20 protein-coding genes and 2 tRNA genes are annotated in these 20,938 nt (G+C 59.2%); 6 read left to right on the top strand and 16 right to left on the bottom strand.

Annotated features, from left to right (window positions below):
* Positions 1-40: 40 nt before the first annotated feature.
* From cydB to P272_RS0100775, 11 genes are all read right to left on the bottom strand, one after another.
* On the bottom strand, positions 41-1,093 hold the full coding sequence (gene cydB / locus P272_RS0100825; protein ID WP_029677677.1) for a cytochrome d ubiquinol oxidase subunit II: 1,053 nt from the start codon (positions 1,091-1,093) through the stop codon (positions 41-43).
* Positions 1,090-1,320 (bottom strand): hypothetical protein, encoded by a 231-nt coding sequence (locus P272_RS0100820; RefSeq protein ID WP_155804897.1) that lies wholly within the window; start codon positions 1,318-1,320, stop codon positions 1,090-1,092. Before P272_RS0100820 ends, cydB begins: the two co-directional genes overlap by 4 nt.
* A 53-nt stretch (positions 1,321-1,373) precedes the next feature.
* On the bottom strand, positions 1,374-2,549 hold the full coding sequence (locus tag P272_RS0100815; protein WP_029677674.1) for an NAD(P)/FAD-dependent oxidoreductase: 1,176 nt from the start codon (positions 2,547-2,549) through the stop codon (positions 1,374-1,376).
* 315 nt (positions 2,550-2,864) lie between these two features.
* Positions 2,865-2,936: transfer RNA gene (locus tag P272_RS0100810), tRNA-Gln, on the bottom strand.
* Positions 2,937-2,977: 41 nt separating this feature from the next.
* Positions 2,978-3,050 (bottom strand) — tRNA-Glu (locus tag P272_RS0100805).
* 68 nt (positions 3,051-3,118) lie between these two features.
* Complete coding sequence (gene gltX / locus P272_RS0100800; protein ID WP_441293850.1) at positions 3,119-4,654, bottom strand: glutamate--tRNA ligase; 1,536 nt, start codon at positions 4,652-4,654, stop codon at positions 3,119-3,121.
* 47 nt (positions 4,655-4,701) lie between these two features.
* The gene (gene nrdG / locus P272_RS0100795) at positions 4,702-5,424 is read right to left on the bottom strand and encodes an anaerobic ribonucleoside-triphosphate reductase activating protein (protein ID WP_081708971.1); all 723 of its coding nucleotides are present in this window, start codon (positions 5,422-5,424) and stop codon (positions 4,702-4,704) included.
* 69 nt (positions 5,425-5,493) lie between these two features.
* Positions 5,494-7,890 carry an anaerobic ribonucleoside-triphosphate reductase gene (nrdD, locus tag P272_RS0100790; RefSeq protein WP_044097678.1) on the bottom strand — a complete coding sequence of 799 codons (2,397 nt, stop codon included), beginning with the start codon at positions 7,888-7,890 and terminating at the stop codon, positions 5,494-5,496.
* A 434-nt stretch (positions 7,891-8,324) separates the two neighbouring features.
* Positions 8,325-9,191: an MBL fold metallo-hydrolase gene (locus P272_RS0100785; protein ID WP_029677670.1), complete on the bottom strand. Its 867-nt coding sequence runs from the start codon at positions 9,189-9,191 to the stop codon at positions 8,325-8,327.
* A 35-nt stretch (positions 9,192-9,226) separates the two neighbouring features.
* Positions 9,227-10,537, bottom strand: coding sequence for an MFS transporter (locus tag P272_RS0100780; RefSeq protein WP_029677669.1), 1,311 nt, complete (start codon positions 10,535-10,537; stop codon positions 9,227-9,229).
* Between the two features lie 226 nt (positions 10,538-10,763).
* Entirely contained in the window at positions 10,764-11,768 is a 1,005-nt protein-coding gene (locus P272_RS0100775) for a LacI family DNA-binding transcriptional regulator (RefSeq protein WP_029677668.1), read from the bottom strand.
* Positions 11,769-12,169: 401 nt separating this feature from the next.
* Between P272_RS0100775 and P272_RS0100770 the strand changes: the two genes are divergently transcribed.
* The 3 genes from P272_RS0100770 (at position 12,170) to P272_RS08770 (ending at position 15,144) form a co-directional block, all read left to right on the top strand.
* Positions 12,170-13,186: an ABC transporter substrate-binding protein gene (locus P272_RS0100770; protein ID WP_253269630.1), complete on the top strand. Its 1,017-nt coding sequence runs from the start codon at positions 12,170-12,172 to the stop codon at positions 13,184-13,186.
* Positions 13,183-13,971 carry an ABC transporter permease gene (locus tag P272_RS0100765; protein ID WP_029677666.1) on the top strand — a complete coding sequence of 263 codons (789 nt, stop codon included), beginning with the start codon at positions 13,183-13,185 and terminating at the stop codon, positions 13,969-13,971. The genes P272_RS0100770 and P272_RS0100765 overlap by 4 nt, the downstream gene beginning before the upstream one ends.
* Positions 13,972-14,160: 189 nt before the next feature.
* Positions 14,161-15,144 (top strand): DUF805 domain-containing protein, encoded by a 984-nt coding sequence (locus P272_RS08770; protein ID WP_052323069.1) that lies wholly within the window; start codon positions 14,161-14,163, stop codon positions 15,142-15,144.
* Between the two features lie 51 nt (positions 15,145-15,195).
* Here P272_RS08770 and P272_RS0100755 read toward each other — a convergent pair whose 3' ends face one another.
* Positions 15,196-16,056, bottom strand: a complete 861-nt coding sequence (locus P272_RS0100755) for a hypothetical protein (RefSeq protein WP_155804893.1) — start codon at positions 16,054-16,056, stop codon at positions 15,196-15,198.
* An 81-nt stretch (positions 16,057-16,137) separates the two neighbouring features.
* Complete coding sequence (locus P272_RS0100750) at positions 16,138-16,794, bottom strand: histidine phosphatase family protein (RefSeq protein ID WP_029677663.1); 657 nt, start codon at positions 16,792-16,794, stop codon at positions 16,138-16,140.
* Between the two features lie 214 nt (positions 16,795-17,008).
* Between P272_RS0100750 and P272_RS0100745 the strand changes: the two genes are divergently transcribed.
* From P272_RS0100745 to P272_RS0100735, 3 genes are all read left to right on the top strand, one after another.
* On the top strand, positions 17,009-18,346 hold the full coding sequence (locus P272_RS0100745) for an MFS transporter (RefSeq protein WP_029677662.1): 1,338 nt from the start codon (positions 17,009-17,011) through the stop codon (positions 18,344-18,346).
* A 78-nt stretch (positions 18,347-18,424) separates the two neighbouring features.
* Positions 18,425-18,931, top strand: coding sequence for a GtrA family protein (locus P272_RS0100740; protein ID WP_044097621.1), 507 nt, complete (start codon positions 18,425-18,427; stop codon positions 18,929-18,931).
* A 103-nt stretch (positions 18,932-19,034) separates the two neighbouring features.
* A complete protein-coding gene (locus tag P272_RS0100735) occupies positions 19,035-19,382 on the top strand; it encodes a phenylpyruvate tautomerase MIF-related protein (RefSeq protein WP_029677660.1) in 348 nt (115 codons plus the stop codon).
* A 118-nt stretch (positions 19,383-19,500) separates the two neighbouring features.
* On the opposite strand, the gene rplI is transcribed toward P272_RS0100735, so the two are convergent.
* The 3 genes from rplI to P272_RS0100720 are packed head-to-tail and all read right to left on the bottom strand — an operon-like array spanning position 19,501 to position 20,867.
* Positions 19,501-19,950: a 50S ribosomal protein L9 gene (gene rplI, locus P272_RS0100730; RefSeq protein ID WP_029677659.1), complete on the bottom strand. Its 450-nt coding sequence runs from the start codon at positions 19,948-19,950 to the stop codon at positions 19,501-19,503.
* Positions 19,951-19,964: 14 nt separating this feature from the next.
* Positions 19,965-20,213: a 30S ribosomal protein S18 gene (rpsR, locus tag P272_RS0100725; RefSeq protein WP_015021310.1), complete on the bottom strand. Its 249-nt coding sequence runs from the start codon at positions 20,211-20,213 to the stop codon at positions 19,965-19,967.
* Between the two features lie 36 nt (positions 20,214-20,249).
* Positions 20,250-20,867, bottom strand: coding sequence for a single-stranded DNA-binding protein (locus tag P272_RS0100720; protein ID WP_029677658.1), 618 nt, complete (start codon positions 20,865-20,867; stop codon positions 20,250-20,252).
* Positions 20,868-20,938: the final 71 nt, after the last annotated feature.

Raw genomic sequence — 20,938 nt, 5'->3', positions numbered from 1 at the left:
TCCGGTCCTGCCAGCACTGCCCCCCTGCCTCCTTTAACTTTCAGACGGTCTCAGCCACTGTAGCCGAGGGGGTCACAGGCGAGGTCAGATGGCCACCATCAGTGTCCAGCCGCTTGCGCTGGATGAAGTAGCTCCAGATGAAGTAGGCCAGCATGATGGGCAGGAAGATGCAAAGCACCACGGTCATGATCTTCATAGTCAACGGTGAGGCCGAGGCATCCTGAATCAGCAGGTTATGAGCCGGATCATCGGCAATCATCACGCGCGGGAAGAGCCCGTTGAAGATAAAGGCGATGATGGCCATCAAGGTGATGCCCGAGCAAGTGAAGGCATAGCCACCGTGCTTCTTGAAGACGGCAACGTGGCCTCCGATAACCGATGCCAGGATGATTACGGTGATCAGCCAAGTGGACAGCGGACGTGCCCTGTAAAAGTCGGTGTTGAAGATGGCCAGGAGCACGAAGACGACCAGGGCCGGATATGCAATCCAGTAGGCTTTCTCGCTGACGTTGAGCATGCGGCGGGAATCCATGACGCCCAGCTTCAAGCTCAGGAAGTGCAAGCCATGAACGAAGCTGAAGAAGACAACAGCAATGCCACCGACCACGGACAGCCAGTTGAACACGTCGAAGAACCCAGGCCAGGCATCGCCGTTCTTATCCATGGGGATGCCCTGGATCAGACTGGTCAGCATCATGCCCAGGAAGAAGGGCGCAAAGAGCGAACCGATGAAGTTGGCCCACTGCCAGACACCGCGCTCACGGCTGGTCAGCGCATGGGAGGCGAACTCGAATGAGACACCACGCAGAATCAGAGCGACCAGCACCAGGAAGAGCAGGAGGTAATACCCCGAGAAGAGGGAGGCGTACCAGAGCGGGAAAGCCGCGAACATAGCACCGCCAGCAGTGATCAGCCAGACCTCGTTGCCATCCCAGTGGGGGCCGATGGCCCTCATGAAGGTGGCACGCTCATCACCGTCACGGGCCACGAACCTGGTGGCCATGCCGACGCCGAAGTCGAACCCTTCAAGCAGAAGGAATCCCGCAAAAAGCAGGCCGATGACAAAGAACCACAAACCTTGTAGAAAACTCATGCTAATGCCACTCTCCTCTCGCTCCTGCCGATCCGCGCACGGGCACGGGGGCCTCCACCATCCCGACGGAGGCCACAGTCGGCCGTGGTTTCCGCCGGAATGAGGAGGAGCAGGAGGTAGTCAATGATGTCGATGAACGCAGGACCAATGGCCATCGTCGTCCGGAACGATCCAATCCGAGGATGGAAATGGACGAACATGCCCCACATCCTCATGACCTGAATCATGTTCGTCCTCCTCTCCCTCATCGCCTAGCCCCTTGCGTCCTTGAGACGCTGGTTCAGTTACTCTCCAACATGGTACGCACGTCGGCCAACTCCAGGACCGACCGCTCATTCACGATCCACTTCAGGACCGAGACCACCTTGCCCTTGAGCTTCAGCGTGCCCATACGGTCGATTTCGGCGACCCCAGCATGGGGACCGAGAGAGCACACGGTCCCTAGGCTTCGGAAGGTGAACCGCTGAGGCTCCTGCCCCCGCATTCTGGCGAGGACGTTTGCAGCCGCGGTATCAGCCTGGGCCATCGAAATCTGTGCAGTGGTTGGGTAGAGCCGACCCGATTCGGGGTCGGGAACGGCACTGACATCACCCACCAGGAACTCCTCTGGATGCTGCTCGACCGACAGGTCATCCCTGACCACTACACGGTTACGCTTTTGATTATACCCGGAATCGGCAATAACGTGGCTACCACGCACACCCGTAGTCCAAATGATCGTATGAGCCTTGAACTCTTGGTCATTGGATACCACGGCATCCTGCTTGACCTCGGTGATTGGGGTCGAGGTGTGGAAGTTGACTCCCCGCTTGCGCAGGTAATCCACAGCCCAGTCGACCAGGTCCTTGCTGAACATGGGCAGGATCTTGGGCGAGGCCTCTATGCAGTCCACCTTGACCTGATCCATGGGGAAGCCCAGGCGTTTCGAGAGCTGGGGCAGACGGTAGACCAGCTCGCCCAGGTACTCGATGCTGGTAAAACCTGCTCCACAGACCACAATGCTCAGATCCAGCGGATCGTGGCTGGTCTGGTAGCGGGCCAGCGTCTGTTCCAACTTCTTGCGGGCCGCCAGGGCGGTGTCCACGTCAACGAGCGGCCATCCGTACTCATCGGCACCCTTGATGCCGAAGGTCTCGGACTCGAAGCCCAGGGCGTTGATCAGGTAATCATAGGACAGAGGATCGTGATGCTCCAGGCTGACCCGGCGGTTGTCCTGATCGATGCCGACCACCTTGTCGACAATCAGCTCCACCGAATCGGGCAGGGACTTGCGCAGGTCGAAGACCACGTCCGCCGGCTCCTTGGTTCCCGCCGCCACCTGGTGCAGCTGGGTGGACTCGTAGTGGTACTCGTTCTTATTGACCAGGACTATATGGGCATCAGTCTTTGCGTGAGCCAGCTTCTTGACCACGCGAAGACCCGCATAACCAGCTCCCAACACCATGATTGTCGTCATAATCACACACCTTTACCGAAAAAATCGTACAATGATTCATATACCGGGTGATGTTGCCCGATCAGCCGATGATTGGGTTCATCACTCAAGCTTCTATGCTCAACGTATCAGATTCCATCACCGGAAACTCTGACATAACAGTCTGCCGGGCCTCCTCTTTTTGTTTGCTTGCTCACACCGTGAACAACTCTGGTGGACGCCTCCGTCCGCCGCTTTGCAGACTAGAAGCATTCCTAGAATCCATGGTAATGCGTAAACAAGAAGAGCGAAACACCGTGTCGGCGTTCCGCTCCTTGGGACTCCATGTCTCTATCGCTGGGGTACCTGGACTCGAACCAAGAATGGATGAACCAGAATCACCTGTGTTGCCAATTACACCATACCCCAATTGGCTGTGCGACAACCGCTTGGACGATTGCCACATGTCGTACCCCCGACCGGATTTGGACCGGTGTTGGCGCCGTGAGAGGGCGTAGTCCTAGACCGCTAGACGACGGGGGCTTCACTTTTCGCCGCGTACGAACCCGGTTCAACAGGTCAGTAGCACAACAAAAAAGAAATATACCCGCTCAGAGGTTTTGGCGCAAGTTGGCCATCCTTCGGAGTGTTGTTCTCTTGCCCAGGATCTCCAAAGACTCGAACAGGGGCGGCGAGACGCGCCTTCCCGAGACCGCCACCCTGACTGGCCCGAAGGCAAGACGGGGCTTATAGCCACCCTCATCCACCAGTGCCTGAGTGAGCAGGCCGTGCAGGTGATCGGTCTTCCAGTCCTGCTCGGGCACATCCTGCAGGGCGGCAATAGCCAGGTCCAGAACCTGCCCAGCCGAGTCCTTGAGCTGTTTGCGGGCATCCGGCTCGGGTTCCAGGTACTCCTCCTGGCTGAGCAGACTGCCCACCATGCCGGAGACTTCGCCCAGCAGACGTACGCGAGGCTGGACCAGGGGGGCGGCGGCACTCAGAATTCGCTGCTCCTGATCGCTCAGATCCTGCCAACGCTCGGCACTCACCAGCCCGTCACGCTTGAGGTAGGGCAGGGAGCGATTCAGGAAGTCCTGCGGCTCCAGCATACGGATGTGCTCGGCGTTGATGGCCACGGCCTTGTCGATGTCGAAGTGGGCCGGATTGGCCTTGACATCGCGGATGTCGAAGTGCTCAACCATCTCATCCATGGAGAAGACATCCCGGTCTGGGCCGATGGACCAACCCAGCAGAGCCAGATAGTTGAGCAGACCTTCGGGAATGAAGCCGTGCTCCCGGTGCAGGAAGAGGTTGGACTCAGGGTCACGCTTGGACAGCTTCTTCTTGCCCTGGCCCATGACGTAGGGCAGGTGCCCGAACAGGGGCATGGCCCGGGCTATGCCCAGCTTTATAAGGTACCGATAGAGGACAATCTGCCGGGGGGTGGAACTGAGCAGATCCTCGCCGCGCAGGACCACATTGATGCGCATCAAGGCATCATCGACCGGATTAGTCAGAGTGTAAAGGGGGTCGCCATTGGGTCGCACAATCACGTAGTCGGGCACAGACCCGGCCTTGAACTCGATATGCCCGCGAATCAGGTCGTCAAAGGCGATGTCCTCGTCTGGCATGCGGATGCGCAGGGCAGGACGGCGACCCTGATCACGAAAGGCCTGACGCTGCTCCTCGCTCAGGTCGCGGTCGTAGCCGTCATAGCCGAAAGCGGCAGGACGGCCGGCGGCCAGGTTGCGCGCTTTGATCTCATCGGCGGTGGAGTAGGACTCGTAGGCGTAGCCGGCATCCAGCAGCTGCCGGGCTACATCGCGGTAGATGTCTCCGCGTTCGGACTGCCGGTAGGGGCCATCCGGGCCGCCGACCTCCACGCCCTCGTCCCAGTCCAGCCCTAGCCACCTGAGCGCCTCCAGGATCTGCCGGTAGCTCTCCTCGCTGTCGCGCTGAGCATCGGTATCCTCAATGCGGAAGACGAAGGTGCCATGCGAGTGGCGGGCCTGTGCCCAGTTGAAGAGTGCGGTTCGGACCATGCCCACATGCGGGGTGCCGGTCGGCGAAGGGCAGAAGCGGACCCTCAGATCCTTGGGCAGGTCGGGTTTAGCGTCGTGATCATGCTCATCAGTCATGACATCCATTGTGCCCCGGCAAGGCGACGTAGACCAATCCAGCGCAGGAGCCGGTATCAGCCCCGCTGCTGCTCCTGCTGACGGTCCTTGCTGTAGGTCTCCGGAATAAACCTGGTCTGGTCGTGCAGCTTGGACCAGATGACCACCTGGCCCTGCTCCAAGGAACTCGGCACATCGATGATCCGCTGGTTGTCCGAGCCTCGGAACTGGAGCAGGCTGTTCTTCCGATTCTCCAAGTAGCGTCCGTCCACCAGCACGTCAAGGTAAGAGATCAGTTGGGCCTTGTCAGGAGTCTCCCCCGGCCGGTTCAGCTCCTCCCAGGTGTAGCCGGTCCAGCACCAGATGTCCTTCTCATGGCCGAACTCACGCCGGATCCGCTCCGAAAGGCCGAGCAGCATGGGGGTGTTGAGCAAAGGCTCCCCGCCCAAGTAGGTGATGCCCTGCACATAGGACAGCGACAGGTCCTTGATGATGCGGTCCTCAAGCTGCTGGGTATAGGGGTGTCCGGCGCCGAAGTCCCAGATGGAGGCGTTGTAGCACCCCTGGCAGCGGAAGGGGCAGCCGCTGACGTAGAGGGAGCAGCGAATCCCCTCGCCGTCGGTCATGACCAGACGCTTGTAATCCGCCACGATTCCCCGACTGAGCCGGCGGCCGTCCCACTGGCCGGCCTTGGGATTGTTGGTCAGCGCAGAAGGAACCCCCGGACCGCGCCCCCGCTCATCAGCAGCGAAGTCACGGTGGCCACCTGTCTTTCTCATGGCTCCCTGTTTGTCCGTCATCTGGTCCTCCTCATGACAATGGCGGGCCGCAAACTACCCGACCCGCCACTAACTGCGTCTATTCAGAGCCTATTCGGCCTTGTCGTCGAACCACTCCTTGGTGGATCCGTCCTTGAGGACCACGTGGCCGGTCTCACCCTCCATGTGCTTGACGCGGTGGGCAATCTCCTCGTGTCTGCCGTGAACCATAGGCCGTTGGACCGGATTGCCCAGGTAACCGCAGGTACGCTTGGTCACGTTGCACTTGTCAGGGTCGTCATTGCCGCATTCGGGGCACTTGAAGCCCTCCTCGGTGGGCTCGAAGTCACCCTCGTAGCCACAGACGAAGCAGTGGTCGATGGGCGTGTTGGTGCCCAAGTAGCCGATGCCGATGTCGTAGGCATAGTCCCAGACAGCCTCCAGAGCCTTGGGGTTCTGTTGCATGGATGGGAACTCGCAGTAGTTGATGAATCCGCCCGAGGCCAGGTAGGGGAAGTCCCGCTCGTAGCTGAGCTTCTCCATGGGCGTGGGCCGCAGCCAGACCGGATAGTGGAAGCTGTTGGTGTAGAAGTCGTGGTCTGTGACGCCGTCGACTACGCCGAACTTCTCCTTGTCCATCCGGGCGAAGCGGTCAGTCAGCGACTCGGCCGGGGTGGAGTAGACCGAGTAGTGGTATCCCTCGGCCTTCTCCCACTGCTTGCAGAGCTGATTCATCCGGCGCACGATGCTCAGGGCGAATTCCTTGCCCTCCGGATCCCAGGAGTGGTCCTTCATCCAGTCCTTGCCGTAAAAGACGCTGGTGGCCTCGTAGAGACCGATATAGCCCAGCGAAACGGTGGCGCGGCTGTTGCGGAAGAGGGTGTCTACACTGTCGGTCGGCTTCAGCCTGCCAAAGGCGCCGTACTGGTAGAGGGTGGGGGCGTTGATGGGCGTGGCTTGCTTGCAGCGCATGATGCGGAACTGCAGGGCGTGGTGGGCCACCTCCATGCGCTGGTCGAATATCTTCCAGAAGCGATCCTTGTCGCCACGGGACTCAAGAGCAATACGGGGGATGTTGACGGTGACGACGCCCAGGTTCATGCGGCCGTCCTCCTCGTCCTCGCCCGTCTCGGGGTTGGTCCAGGCCTGCAGGAAGGAACGGCAACCCATGGGAGCCTTGAAGGAGCCGGTGATCTTGATCAGGTTCTCGTAGAAGACCACGTCAGGGTACATGCGCTTGGTCGAGCACTCCAGTGCCAGCTGCTTCATGTCGTAGTTGGGATCGCCCTCGTCCGCATTCAGACCGTGCTTGATGGTGAAGACCAGCTTGGGGAAGATGGCGGTGTGACGGTCCTTGCCCAGTCCACGGATACGGATCAGGAAGATGGCACGCTGAATCTCCCGGGCGAACCAGGAGGTGCCCAGGCCGAAGCCCACGGTGACAAAGGGGGTCTGACCATTGGAGACACGGTTGGAGTTGATCTGGTACTCCATGGTCTGCATGGCATCGTAGATGTTCTTGCGGGTCAGGATCTTGGCATAGACCTGACGCAACCGAACAATCTGCGGAGCGTCCAGATCGAAGGGGGCATCCTCACCAATGGGGGCACGATCATCCAGGTGGAGCCAGTCAGCCTCCCGAGCCTTGAGGCCGCGGACGACATCCTTGGCCACGTCGATGGGCTCCTCGTCCGGCAGGACGGCCTCAGCCATGGAATAGTTCTTCTTGTAGTCCAGTCGCGCATACTTGTCCAGCATCTCATCGCAGCGGTTGACCGTCTGGCCGCCGTACTGAGAGCCGGCGATGTCCTTGATGATCTGGGTGATCTGCGTAGCGGCCGTGCCGATGGACTTGGGCGAGTCCATCATGGCGTTGCCCAGCTCGAAGCCGTGGGCCAGCATGTCGCCGAAGTCAGGCAGGGAGCAGTTGGTCTCGGCCGTAAAGGGCGAGTAGTCCGCGTCGTGGAAGTGGATGTCACCCTTCATATGGGCATTGGAAACATCCTTGGGCAGCATGGCGAAGGCCGAAGCCTTGGAGACCGCGCCGGCCAGCAGATCACGCTGAGTGGCGTAGACGTTGGCATCCTTGTTGGCGTTCTCACGCACCAGGGTTTCGTCCTTGCTGGTCAGACGGTGAACAGCCTCGTTGACATCAGTGGCCTTGGCTCGCTGAATGTCACGGTCAAGGCGGTAGGAAGTATAGGAGCGAGCGATCTCGTAGAGATGGGCATTGACCAGCGCGTGCTCGACCAGGGTCTGGATGTCCTCGATCTTGACTGGATTGGTGTAGCGATCGGTGATCTCGGATTGGACGGTCAGGGCCATACCACGGATCTGCTGGCGATCCTCGGGGCTGACCTCATGCTTGACATCCTTGAAGGCAGCTTCGATGGCGTTCATGATGTTGACGGGATCAAAATCGACGATCCGGCCGTCGCGCTTCTCGACCAGAATGCCATCGACAGCATCGCGATCCGAAATGCCACGCTCCTTCACGCTATCGGTCATGACCTCAGTATCCATCGTCACTCCTCATACGGTTCATAAGGTTGTTCATGTGCAGTTGCTTTGGCGTTCCCAAATTCCATGCTGGGAACGGCGAATCACATGGATGTCATTATTGATGACAAGACTCACTCTATCACGTCGTGACCACCATATGTAGTGCCCGAGGATGATTCGTTTCCTACATCTAGTTATTCCCGTGTTTTGTGAACTGAGTCACAAATAGCGGGGTCTGGACAAGGGCGGCAAATGGCCGAAAGGCTATTGAAGGTCATTGACAGGCACGACACAGCCGCCCGACACTCCGCACAGTATGCACTTCTTTTGTCGAGACCACGCTACAAGGCATAGGTCATCTCCACTCCAGCTTGCATCTGCACAGATGCAGAAAGGCGGCCCTGACCAAAATGGTCAGAGTCGCCAGCGAAACCCAACGCTTAGACTGCTTGGGGCTGGATGTTCGTCACCATTCCATCGTAAGAGCTGACAAACCCCTCTCTGACGGCGGCCTCCTGCATCTGCTCATAACTGGCATTGCCGTGATGAGAGAAATGGTTGCACACGAACATAGTGTGCGAATCGGCCAGTCCCATCTTCACCATGCGATCCCTGACTCGCAGATTGTCAGAAAAGTTCATGTGGACGTCGGAGCTGAAATCAGTCAGCCCATGGGTGCAATCCAGGGAAACGTAGTCGTATTTAAGCCCAGCTTTGGCCAAGTCCTTCCAGGTCGATTCATAGAAGTAGGCCGTATCATGCGCATACAGCAGACCAACTTGACCGTCTGTCAGTCCGTAGAAGAGACAATCGCCGAAATGATGGCCATGCTTGGCTTCAAAAGCGTATACCGTGTAGGTCCTGCCATTCCCAGCCGTCACAGTGACACTGTCACCAGGATGAAGTGCATGATACGTTAACTTGTCGTAATCGTAATGCTCCTCCAGGAAGAAAGCCCGCTCGTAAAAGCCTTTGACTGTTTCAGAGCCATAGACATCCATGTGGGTGGGATTGTCATCAGCATACGAATCCATGCGATAAGCCAGATCCTCACCGTAAAAATGATCAGAGTGCCAGTGAGTGATGAAGAGCTGGGTAATTGCCGGCAGATCAAAGTTGTCATTATTAATAAAATGACAATAAGCATCACCAGGGAAATCAAGCAGGAGTGCATCGTCAACCAGAGCCTGGGACTGGGTACGAATTTCCTTGCCTCCGATGCGTCTGGCCTGCTTACATAGATCACACATGCAGAAAATGCCAGGGATTCTCTCGGCTGCAGCTGTTCCTAGGTGTTCAAATTTCATAATTGTTCATACTCCTTTGTGATGGATGGAAATCTTCATGCCTGGGCAGACACGTCATGCGACTCGGCATAGCGTTTGCGAAGTATGACCCTGTTGCCAACCAGGCAGACCAGAATCCCCAAAACACTGAAGATCGCCAGCATGCCAAAGATCAGGTTATATGCCTTTTGGGTGTCGAAATTGTCGATGATGGCTCCAAAGAGCATGTAAGCAAAGAACGAGGGGCAATACCCGATGAAGGAGGCAATGGACATGGCGGTGGCCGAAATCTCTGAATCTACCCCGTACTCACCTATGGGTGCATAGTAGACAGCGCGCAAAGCCACACAGATGAAAGTCACGAGGCAGCAGAGGACAACCACAGGGATCATCCATCCCGAGCTTCGGGGCGTGAAGATGACCGATATGCTGATGACACAAACGATGACATAGAGCAGCGCCATCCACTGGGGGGTTGTCTTAAACCTCTTTGTGGCTAGCACACCCGACAAAGCCGCCGCGATCAGACCCATAAGCCCGGAATTGACTATGCCGAAAAGACCCGCAGCCGCATCAGACAGTTTGAATGATGCCTGGACGAAAGGAAGAAAGTAAGTGTTGGCAGCCACATAGATCAAATAAGTGGCAGCCGCACCGAAGCCTGTAGTCCACACTATCGGTAGTTTCATAGCCCGCAGGACCATCGCAGCCCCGTTGTTTTTGGGGGCCTTGCCCTTGACTGCGCCAGCCTGTTCATGCAGGAAGTCCTTGGGAATAAACCGAAGCACGACGAAAGAGTAGAGCATCATGCACACCGGGTAGGTGCACATAGCGATGCGAGCGCCGAAGATCTGCGAGCCCCCGAGCGTGAACAATCCTAAGGTGCAGGCATTAAGCACCAGTCCGATGGCGGATCGTATACATTCCTGAGTGCTGAAAGCGGCAGCCTGCGTCCGCTCCGTGGCCAAACTCTTAGTCGACTTCTGAATTGTTGGCCAATAGATGGCGTCGCCGAAAAAGCCAAAGGCCGCGAAAGCCAGTATCAGGAACCAGTATGGCAGATGAGGCACTAGGCCCAGAATGAGGGCGAATATTCCATAACCCCACAGATCCACGGCGATGAGCTTGCGGATAGGCAACAAATCCTGCAACCAGCCCAACAGGGCGTAACCGAATATCTGCACGAAGCCTATGAGACCCAGCAAAAATCCAAGCTGGGCATTAGATACCCCTAGAGCTTGGCGAAAGGGTTCGTAAATTACACTTTTGATGCTGGAAAACCAATAGATACAGGTGGATAAGGTAATGACTATGAAAATACCAAACTGTTTTCGAGACATACCCAAGTAGTCCAAGAGCCACTTCATTACCAATCTCCTTATAGGGTTGATGGTGCTTCAACGCACCCGGGCGAAACCGCCCACCCACGTAAGAGCGACTCTGCTTCGAATCACTCAATTCCGTGGAGTCGTGAACCCTTTTAGTTCACAGGGCAAAAAGCTACCCCCCCCCCGACCACGGCACGGTCCGGCGATAACTGAACAGTAGGGTTTTATAAACGACCAGAAGAAAACGTATGAACGCAATAGATTACTAGGCCAGCAAACCCCTCGGCACGAATAGAGTTTGGGTGCGCAGACGGCGATCCACGCTCATGCCTTCCGGAGCCTGCCGCCCCGACTCGATCATGGACAGGAGCATGTCAACGCCCTGGCGACCCATGCGATCCACCTGCTGGGAGATGACCGAAACCTGGGGACTGATCAGTTGAAAGACCTCCAGGTCGTCGAAGGAGACCAGGGGCACACGCGAACGCAAATCGCCCTCCCACTCCATGGCGACAGCCTTGATGGCATCGGCCGAGTATCCGAAGATGACCGCGTCCACCCCTCGGCCGAGCAGGCGGCGCATGGTCGCGGCTGCCCGTGGACGGTCCTCAAACCCTTGGCGGACCACCAACCCCGTCAACCCCTGACGGGCATCCACGCCGTCCAGGAAAGCCTGCTCGCGCTCGCGGAAGGTGTAGGAGCGACTCTCTGGGCCCGGAACGAAGGCCACTCGTCTGCTTCCCCTGGCTGCAAGAGCGTCCAGGGCTGCCTCCAAGCCGGGCACAGGGTCGGAATCCACCAGAGGGACACCGGGCAGGGTCCGATCCGGACGATCCACGAAAACAACGGGGAATTCTCGCGCCAGCATGGTGCGCAGCATGGGCGACGTAGGCCCGTCAGGCACGACCAGCACACCGTCCATATGCCGAGACAGAAGGATGCGGTAATAGTCCTCCTGCCTGCTGGCCTGGCAAGAGGACACGCCGATCAGGGGCGCGTAACCTGCCGAGTAGAGCTGGTCCTGGACGGCGTAGACCAACTCGGAGAAATAAGGGTTGCGGATGTCGGGGACCAGCAGACCTACGGCATGCGAGCGCGAGGATCGCATGGAACGGGCTCGGCTGTCGGGGATGTATCCCAGCTCCATGGCAGCCCTGCGAACCCTGTCCTTGGTAGGCGGAGAGATACGCCCCTTGTCATTGAGCGCCTGGGAGACCGTGGATACGGACATACCCGCCTGCTTGGCCACATCACTGATGGTCACCGACATGGGAACCCTCCGTCGAACCCTACCGAAATCGGTTGTCTTGCTCCGGACGAGACCGACAGCGGTCGGCCCGCACGGACCTCTCGTGAGTCTCCAGTATAAGGGCAAATGATGCAACCTTTCATCACGGCGAGGCAGGCCCGGCTGGGTTGGGCTAGAGTGGTCTTGTTCGCGCGGCTGGTGGCAGCAGCCGTAGCACACATCGCAGAATTCCATCGGTCAAGACCGTATCGGATCGTCGCGCGGGCTCCTCACCTTCCCGTAGCGGCCCCGATGCGGATGGGCACCAGAGGTGCCGGAGAGGCAAGGTGACAGTGATGAGCATGTCGGAGAAGAGTGGCTTCAGGAGACTTCCCGGCCACAAACTGATCGTACGGGCCCTCGCTCTGACAGCGGCGCTCTGTATGGCAGCTACGAGCGCAGCCTGCGGGGCCAGAGGGGCAGACAACAAGGCCGATGACGGCTCCAAGCTCTCCTTCATGCTGGACTGGACACCCAACACCAATCATGTGGGAATCTACGTGGCCCGGCACCTGGGGTACTTCGACAAGGCCGGCCTGAAGCTGACCATCCTGCCGACCGCCCAGGCAGGAGCCGAGACCTCCGTTCAGAACGGAGTCGCCGACGTAGGCTTCTCCAAGCTGAGCAACCTGGCCACCTTCAACTCCCAGGGAGCCGACCTGCGGCAGGTCTTCAACATAGGCCAGCATTCCGTGGCGCGCTGGTGCTCGTTGGCTTCGCGCACCGACATCCAGACCCCCAAGGACTTCGACGGCAAGACCTTCGTCAGCTTCGGCTCGGCCGAGCAGACGGCTGTAGTCAAGCAGATGATCCGCTATGCAGGTGGCAAGGGCGACTTCAAGCGGGTGACCAGCGGCACCAACACCTTCGCCACCCTGACCAGCGGCAAGGGAGACTTTGCCGGGTTCTACGCCAACTGGGAGGGCGTGGAGAGCGAGCTCAAGGGCCCGGCACTGCACTGCTTCACCCAGGCCGACTGGGGGGTGCCCGGCAACCCCGACCAGCTGGGCTTCGTGGTCAAGAACTCCTGGCTACAGCAGGCCGGCCACCGTCGCGCCCTGACGGCTTTCGTCAAGGCCTGCCTGAAGGGATACAACTACGCCCTGAGCCATCCCGACCAGGCGGCGGACATCCTGGTCAAGGAGACCAAGGGATCGGCCATCGACCCAACCCTGGCCAAGCGCTCCATGGAAAGCATCGTCAAGGAGGGGTACTGGGTTGACAGCCCGGATCAAAGAAGCATCACCGGACTGATCAACGTCAAGGATGCCCAGGACTATCTGGACTTTCAGTTCAAGGCGGGCACCTACCGGGACGCCAAGAAGGGCGACCCCAACAAGGCCCCTCAGGCCACGGACTTGTGGACTGATCGCTACGTTCGGGAAGCAGCCTCTCAATGAGGGCGCGGAAGCAGAGCAGAACCCGGGCGCTGCCTCCGACACTCACTCTGCTGGCGCTCCTGATCATCTGGGAGATGGCTGCCCGCCTGGGCGGAGTCAGCGAACAGGCTCTACCGGCACCCAGCCGAATCCTGGCTGCCACAGTGCAGTCCCGGGAGGACCTGTTGCCCGCCACCGCCATCACCGCCCTTGAGGGCCTTCTGGGTTTCCTCCTGGCCTCGGTCCTGGGAATAGTGATCGGCCTGGCCCTCTACAGCTGGCGCACCTTGCACGACGCCCTCTATCCCCTGATCGCTGGCGCCCAGATGATTCCTCTGATCACCATCGCCCCCCTTTTCGTGATCTGGTTCGGATTCGAGCCGGTAGGCAAGGTGGTCATCGTGGCCGTCTTTGCCCTTTTTCCTATAGTGGTGCAGACCTACCGGGGACTCAAATCCGTGCCCCGCTTCTACCAGGATGTAGCGCTGAACTGCGGGGCAACACGAATTTGGACCCTCTGGCACGTCAAGCTGCGAGTTGCAGCCGGACAGATCTTCGGCGGTCTGCGCATCAGCGCCGCCTATGTCTTCGCGACCGCAGCCACCTCGGAGTATCTGGGTGCCAGGAACGGCCTGGGCATATGGCTGCAATCAGCCTTCAACTCCTTTAGAACCCCGCTGATCTTCTCGGCCACCCTGGTCATCATCCTGCTGACCGCCGTCCTACTGGGCCTAATCACCCTGACTGAACGGCTACTGCTGGGCGATGCCGGCGATGATCACATGGTCAATCCAGACGACGAGTGAAGGGTCCTGCAGCAGCAACCACACACCGAACCTGACAGACCGTCCAAAGTAAATATGACGAGTCTCCTACCCCCTGATATCCCCTGAGTTATCCATGACTAGCAAACAGAAGAACTGGCCTGCCATAATAGGGATGTACGAAGAAGTCTGATCCGGAATAATCAATAGAAGATGAGAGGGACGATATCCATGAGCCATCCAGATGATACCAACAACGGGAACCAAGCCCCAAATGACCAGGGTACGGCTAACGGAACCGGCTCAGGACCCGCAGCCTACCTGAATCAGCCTCAACCAGGACAATCCGGTTATGCGCCGACAGCTTCGGATCAGAACGATATCTACCATCCAATCAGCGAAGCCCAAAAACCTGCCGACAGTTACCGCGGGGAACAACCAAACCAAGGACAGCCATACGGTCAACAGCCACAGGGTCAACAACCAGGCTACAACCAGCAACAGCCCTATGGTCAACAGCAGCAGGCGCCCTACGGTCAAGGTCAGGATCCTGGTCAAGCAAATGGCCAGCCCAATGGCACAACCCCGCCGGCTGGCTATACATCTAACAACCCTTATCAGTCGCCTGAAGGTTGGTCGCAGGCAGGCTATCAATCGGGGTATCAGGCAGGGTACCAGCCCGGACCTCAGGTCCCGCAGTATCCGGCCTATCCCTATGCGGATGCCGGGTACAATGGCGAGCCGCCACTGAATGCACCCTGGTACGGCATTGACTTCGTAAACGCCTGCAAGCGTTTCTTCGTCAAATATACCGTCTTCTCCGGGAGGGCCTCCCGTGGGGAATTCTGGTGGGCTTTTCTAATGATCTTCCTCATCAACCTTGCAATCTCGATCATCAGCTCAGGATCCACCTTTGTGGGACGGATTCTGTCCCTCCTGGTCACCATAGGACTTTTCATACCCAATCTGGCCGTGAGTATACGGCGCCTTCATGACACCAATATGTCCGGCTTCTGGATACTCCTGCCCTTCGTAAGCGAGCTGGTGGGCAGCATCCCTCTGATCTTCGCCATCGTGGCTATTGCAGATGGACATCCGGAATCCTCGCTCTCCCTGCTTGGCTTGGGCGTATTGATAGTGATCGCCGGAACCGTCGCTGGAATCATTCTGCTGGCCAGGCCCAGCGATCCACGAGGGGCCCGTTTCGACCGCTGAATCCAATCTGCCCCTCGCCTTGACTTGTGGCCAGGCGAGGGGCAGATGTTCTCAGAGTTCCACGGGGGGCTTGTTGGGGTCCTCGGGCACATGGGCGAATTTGGCCTGCAGGGCCTCACGGCTCTTGCGCTCGTCGTCCTCCTTGGCCTTGCGCTTGGCTTCCTCGGGGTCCCAGAGCACCTCCTGACGATGGTGGTCCCACTCTGCGCCCACTAGAGGGGCCAGCAGATCGGCGAAAGCCTCAGGATCATCCAGTACCTTCAGGGCGCGGACGACATCCTCGCCAGACAGGAAGGCCCGGGGAATGCCCAGTCGCTCGTTGAGCTCATTGACATAAACCAGGACCGGTGCGGCGGCGGCAGCATGATCTGGGTCAGCGCCTGCCCGTTGAAGCAAGTCCCGGCAGATCTCCAGACTCGTAGACAGGACCTGGGCCACCCCCTCCTTGTTCCGAGGGGTTTCGGGAGATTTGTTCTGATCATCCAGGGACTGCTCAGCCTTGGCCACACCAGCAGCCACATCCTGCTGCCGAGCCTGGTCCCAACCGTTGCCCAAGGTTTCAGCCAAATCCGCAAGCGTCTGGGACTGGTCGTCCTGCGCCTGTGCAGCCGCCTCGATGGCATCGTTGGCCGCCATGAGTGCATCCACCAAATCCTGGGGACGACCGGGGATGTCCTCAGCGCCCTCATAGACGTATTCAGCGTCGGGGATGGTCACATCCTCGCCCGTCATCAGCTGCGCCAACACCATGCTGATGCGCACCTGCAGGTCTTCCGCATATTTGGCGTCGTTGGCCAGGTGCTCGGCATTCGTCAAGGGCCAAAGGTCTACCAGCCTGGCCCCCTGCTCAGCCGCCTGGGCCAGGGCGGGCCGTCCGGCTATCGCCGCCGCGCTTGCCTGTACATCCACCATGATCATCACGCTCCTTCATCGGGTTCTCGGACAGTCATCCACGACAGTATCCCCAGCTATCCTAGGCCGCTCAAGCGGTCTTTACACGCCTGCCGCCGGGTCCGCATAGGCGATTCCCAGTACTTTGCCGGTTTCACAGTCCAGGGTGATGGAGGTCACCGAAGCCAGGGCCGTGGCTCGAAGGAGCATATTGTGCTCGGGGTGACCGGTCTCCAAGAGATGACGATACGACCAGATAGGCGACTCATGCGAGACGGCAAGGACCTGCGCATCAGGATGGCTGCGAACAACCTGCCGGACGAAATTCCCCACTCGTCGGGCGATATGCCGATAGGACTCCCCCCAGCTGGGACGGCGCAGATCCAGAATCAGCCGCAGGTTGGAGGGTCGCCAGAGGGCCCCCTGCCCGTGACCGATGCGCTTGCCGCGGAATTCGTTGCCAGCCTCGATCAGACGACGATCGTAGATAGGCTCCAGCGGTTTCAAGCCGTGCTGAACACGAGCGGGGTTGATCTGCTCAAGCAGGATGGCCGTGGTCTCCCGGGTTCTGTCCAGCGGAGAGGAGTAAACGGCCGCCAGATCGCGCATGCCGGGAGCCTCGGCCATAAAGCGGGCAGTAGCCTCGACCATGGCCCTGCCCCTGTCGGACAAATGGAATCCCGGCAATCGCTCATAGAGAATGTGATCGGGATTATCAACCTGGCCATGACGGACGAAATGAATGGTCGTCGCAGGCACGACCCACCTCCCAAACTCCCCGGCAGGCCCCATAAGTGACCATGGCGGAGGGTAGAATTATCTGTATCCGAATGGCACCCATCAGGTGCCGATATGGTTACCACTGTAGCAGTCCCCCCAGCAGCCCCACATCCCTTCATGCATCTGGAAGGTCCTGCGGAAAAACATGCTTCGAGACCGCGAAAACACCCAAGGAAAGTGAGACGAACAGCCCATGCCACGGCAATTGAAGGCGGCTCTGGTCGAAGCCGGTCACAGGGTCTTCGGAGGATACTCAGCGCTCCTGCGGCTGCCACACACGGCACGGTTCGCAGTAGGGTCGGTCATTGCCTCCATGCCCTTCCCCATGGTGGGCATGACCATCACCATCTCGGTGCAGTACTACTACGGCAGCTATTCCCTGGCCGGCGCTCTGACCGCCATCCAGGCCGTGGCCCTGGCCCTGGTCAGCCCCATGCTGGGCAAGTTGGTCGACAAGTTCGGCCAGCGACAGGTCTCCATCCCCACGGTTCTGGTCTGGATCGTGGCCGCCACGGTCCTGATCACGGCCATCACCGCCCACGCACCTACCTGGGTGCTCTACCTAGTCACCCCCTTCATGGCGGCCATTCCGCCCTGGGGAGCCATGAGCCGTAGCCGGTGGACGCACCTGCTGCGCGGTGACCACCGAGCCACCAATCAAGCCCTTTCCCTGTCAGGCGTCTTCGACGAGGCCATGTGGGTGATCGGCAACCCACTGGCTTCCATCCTGGCAGTCATTTCAGGCGTGTTGGCTTTCTCCTTCACCGGGATCTGCGTGCTGGTGGGAGCCTTTATGTTCCTCTCCTGCCGAGAAACCGAGCCGCCCTCGCAGACGGACATGGCCCGCGCCCAAGGCATCACCCGCAAGGAATACAGAGAACGGCAGGCTCAGCAGGTGGCTCGTCTACGGGCCCAGGAGGGCGGGAACGGCCACAGCGGTGCCTTCTGGAGCGCTGGCATGATCGCCGTCTGCGCCACCTGGTTCGGCCTGGGAGCCTTCCAGAGCGCGGCGTCCATTTCCATCATCGCCTTCGCCACTGAGCAAGGAATGAAGCAGATGACCGGGTTCGTCTTCGCCTGCTTCTCCTTCAGCTCCCTGGTCGGCGCCCTGCTCTACGGGGCCAAGAACTGGACCATTCCACTCTGGAAACGTTTCTACTTCTGCTTGCTGGTGGTCAACCTGGGTATCGGAACCTTCATGTTCGCCAGGAATCTGTGGACCATCATGGTCATCTACCTGATCATCGGCGTCTGCCAGGCACCCACCTGGATCAACGGCAACCAGCTCATGCTCCACCTGGTGCCGCCCATCCGCTTCACCGAAGGTATGGCCTGGCTGAGCGCCATGAATTCGATCGGATCCTCGGCCGGTTCTGCTGTAGCAGGGCAGTTCATCGACCGTTACGGATCCCAGGGCGGGTTCGGGGTAGTCACTACTCTGGCTCTGGCCTCGCTGGCCATCGCCTTTGTAGGCTTCCGTCAGATCCGCAACAGCACTGAGGAGCCCATTCTGACAGAGCTGCCCGCCTGAGGCCGTAACGTAAGGCTTTTGCGCACAAGCGGCTCCTGGTACCCCACCAGCATAGGCTGAATGATTGAATGGGCTACCGTGCGTAGATTAATCGGACAGCTGCTCAAGTTCGGCATCGTAGGCATCATCGCCTTCCTGATCGACATCGGCATCATGAACCTGCTGATCATGGGGCCGCATCTCAACAATGTCCTGGCAGGGGCCATCTCCTTCCTGATCTCACTGGTCTTCAACTATCTGGCCAGCATGCGTTACGTCTTTAAGCATCGGGAGGACATGGCCCGGTGGATGGAGATGACAGTCTTCCTGGTCTCCTCAGTCATCGGTCTGGGGATCAACGAGGTGATCCTATGGATGGGAACTGCCATGCTGCCCCCGGACGCCATCACTACCATGCACGCCCGATACCTGCTCTACGCCAACATCGCCAAGATCACGGCCACCGTGGTGGTGGCCATCTGGAACTTCCTGATCCGCAAGTGGCTGCTGGACGCGCCAGCGCCGGGCAAGCCGGTCAACCCGCGTTCGGTGGCCCACCGTCTGGGTGCCTGGTCCCTGCGTCACCGGCCCTTCGGCTGGCGCTGAACCAGCCCGTCCGAGGCTACTATGGGACGGGAATAGTAGCCATCCGCCGGGCGTACCGAATCATCCTGATTGGTCATACCCGACGGACCGGAAAGGAAGTACCATGCCCGTTATCCACACTCACGTAAGCACACCGATCACCGCGGAACAGCGCGAGCGGATCAAGACCGCCTACGGCAAGGCCATCACCGCTATCCCTGGCAAGTCCGAAGGCTGGCTCATGTGCCCCTTCGAGTCGGACATGCCCATCTACTTTGGTGGTGATGACAGCAAGCCCGCAGCCTATGTTGAGGTGAACGTCTTCGGCAGCGACGTTCCCAAGTCCGCCTGGGAAAGCCTGACCAAGACCATCATGGACACGCTGGAATCAGAGCTGTCCATCCCCAAGGACCGCACCTACATCCGCTACACGGCCACTACCGACTGGGGTTGGAACGGCGGCAACTTCTAAACGAGCAATCCCCGAAACACAAAGGAGGCCTTCCCGCGCATATATCCGCTGCGGGAAGGCCTCCTGCTTAAGCCCAGATCCTTATTTCAAAGAATCTTCATGGGATAGGTCGTATTTGCTACTCAGCGACGACCTTGACTGTGAAAGCGGCCGAGATCTCGGGGTGTAGAGCTACGGTTGCCGGGAACTCGCCAGTGGTCTTGATGGTCTCCACGGAGATGGCGCGGGGATCCACGTCGGCCAGGGGGCGAAGAGCCTGGGCGATGGCATCGCTGGAGATGCCGCCGAAGAGCTTGCCCGAATCGGACACCTTGGCTGCAATCTCTACGGTCTGCCCATCGATGGCGGTTTTTGCGGCCACAGCATCCTCACGGGTGGCCATGGACTTGGCGCGACGGGCCCGCTGCAGGGACTCGATCTGCGCAGCTGCACCCTTGGACCAGGCGAAAGCCAGCCCCTGGGGAATCAGGAAGTTACGCGCATAACCGGGCTTGACTGCGACAACGTCGCCCTTGTGACCCAGATCGGTCACGGTATCGGTCAGAATAACCTTGGTTTCCTTAGCCATAATCCTGACCTCCCTCAGCGACCGTTGGTGGCGTAGGGCAACAGGGCCATCTCGCGGGCGTTCTTGATCGCCTTGGAAATCTCGCGCTGCTCCTGGACGGTGACACCGGTGATACGACGGGAACGGATCTTGCCGCGGTCAGAGATGAACTTGCGCAGCAGAGCCACGTCCTTGTAATCGATGGTATGAATCTTGGCGGCCCTCAGAGGATTCGGCTTCTTCTTGAAGGGCTTGACCGGCGGTTGCGGCCTTTTACGTGACATTGGTACTCCTTAAATGAATGATGACGCTATGAAACTTCAGAACTCGGGTTCGTCCCCGGAACCACCGAACTCGCCGGTGGACCCGAAGGATCCGAAGGAATCGCCGGACCCGGTCGATGACCAGGGATCCTGAGCAGGGGCCTGCTGGCTCTGCGCTGGCTGCTGACGGCCCATAGGGGCCGATGCCGCGCCGGCGCCGCCCTGGTAGGAAGCCCCACCCTGGTAGCCGCCGTTGTTGGATCCAGCGAAGCCACCACGGGATCCTCCGCCACCAGTATTGGCATTCCTGGTGACCTGTGCGGTATTCCGTGTCAGTGCGGGCCCAATCTCGTCCAAACGCAGCTCCACAACCGTGCGGTTGTTGCCCTCACGATCCTGATAGGAGCGCTGCACCAGACGACCCTGAGCGATCACCCTCATGCCCTTGGTCAGGCTGGCCTGAATGTTGGAGGCCATGGGACTATAAGTGGAATCCCAGGCCGAGCAACGCATGAAGAGCGAATCGCCGTCCTCCCACTGCCCCGAGTTCCTGTTGAACTGCCTGGGCGTGGACGCGATGGTCAGGTTGGCCACCGTGCCTCCGTTGGAGGTCGTACGCACCTCCGGATCCGCAGTGAGATTACCCACCACGGTGATGTATGTATCTCCTGCCATGTCACGACCTTTCCTCGGAATGAGGACTTGGGAATGGGCCTGCTGGGCCAAATGTCAGCCGACGCTCCGAC

This window comes from Bifidobacterium sp. 7101, from assembly GCF_000499285.1.
In the GTDB taxonomy this organism is placed as follows: domain Bacteria; phylum Actinomycetota; class Actinomycetes; order Actinomycetales; family Bifidobacteriaceae; genus Bombiscardovia; species Bombiscardovia apis_A.
This window is presented reverse-complemented; position numbering and strand designations above follow the sequence as displayed.

Bases quoted from the DNA above. Each gene is read 5' to 3' on its own strand.
- cydB (WP_029677677.1), bottom strand. From the start codon at position 1,093: ATGAGTTTTCTACAAGGTTTGTGGTTCTTTGTCATCGGCCTGCTTTTT.
- P272_RS0100820 (WP_155804897.1), bottom strand. From the start codon at position 1,320: ATGATTCAGGTCATGAGGATGTGGGGCATGTTCGTCCATTTCCATCCT.
- P272_RS0100815 (WP_029677674.1), bottom strand. From the start codon at position 2,549: ATGACGACAATCATGGTGTTGGGAGCTGGTTATGCGGGTCTTCGCGTG.
- gltX (WP_441293850.1), bottom strand. From the start codon at position 4,654: ATGGATGTCATGACTGATGAGCATGATCACGACGCTAAACCCGACCTG.
- nrdG (WP_081708971.1), bottom strand. From the start codon at position 5,424: ATGACGGACAAACAGGGAGCCATGAGAAAGACAGGTGGCCACCGTGAC.
- nrdD (WP_044097678.1), bottom strand. From the start codon at position 7,890: ATGACCGATAGCGTGAAGGAGCGTGGCATTTCGGATCGCGATGCTGTC.
- P272_RS0100785 (WP_029677670.1), bottom strand. From the start codon at position 9,191: ATGAAATTTGAACACCTAGGAACAGCTGCAGCCGAGAGAATCCCTGGC.
- P272_RS0100780 (WP_029677669.1), bottom strand. From the start codon at position 10,537: ATGAAGTGGCTCTTGGACTACTTGGGTATGTCTCGAAAACAGTTTGGT.
- P272_RS0100775 (WP_029677668.1), bottom strand. From the start codon at position 11,768: ATGTCGGTGACCATCAGTGATGTGGCCAAGCAGGCGGGTATGTCCGTA.
- P272_RS0100770 (WP_253269630.1), top strand. From the start codon at position 12,170: ATGGCAGCTACGAGCGCAGCCTGCGGGGCCAGAGGGGCAGACAACAAG.
- P272_RS0100765 (WP_029677666.1), top strand. From the start codon at position 13,183: ATGAGGGCGCGGAAGCAGAGCAGAACCCGGGCGCTGCCTCCGACACTC.
- P272_RS08770 (WP_052323069.1), top strand. From the start codon at position 14,161: ATGAGCCATCCAGATGATACCAACAACGGGAACCAAGCCCCAAATGAC.
- P272_RS0100755 (WP_155804893.1), bottom strand. From the start codon at position 16,056: ATGGTGGATGTACAGGCAAGCGCGGCGGCGATAGCCGGACGGCCCGCC.
- P272_RS0100745 (WP_029677662.1), top strand. From the start codon at position 17,009: ATGCCACGGCAATTGAAGGCGGCTCTGGTCGAAGCCGGTCACAGGGTC.
- P272_RS0100735 (WP_029677660.1), top strand. From the start codon at position 19,035: ATGCCCGTTATCCACACTCACGTAAGCACACCGATCACCGCGGAACAG.
- rplI (WP_029677659.1), bottom strand. From the start codon at position 19,950: ATGGCTAAGGAAACCAAGGTTATTCTGACCGATACCGTGACCGATCTG.
- rpsR (WP_015021310.1), bottom strand. From the start codon at position 20,213: ATGTCACGTAAAAGGCCGCAACCGCCGGTCAAGCCCTTCAAGAAGAAG.
- P272_RS0100720 (WP_029677658.1), bottom strand. From the start codon at position 20,867: ATGGCAGGAGATACATACATCACCGTGGTGGGTAATCTCACTGCGGAT.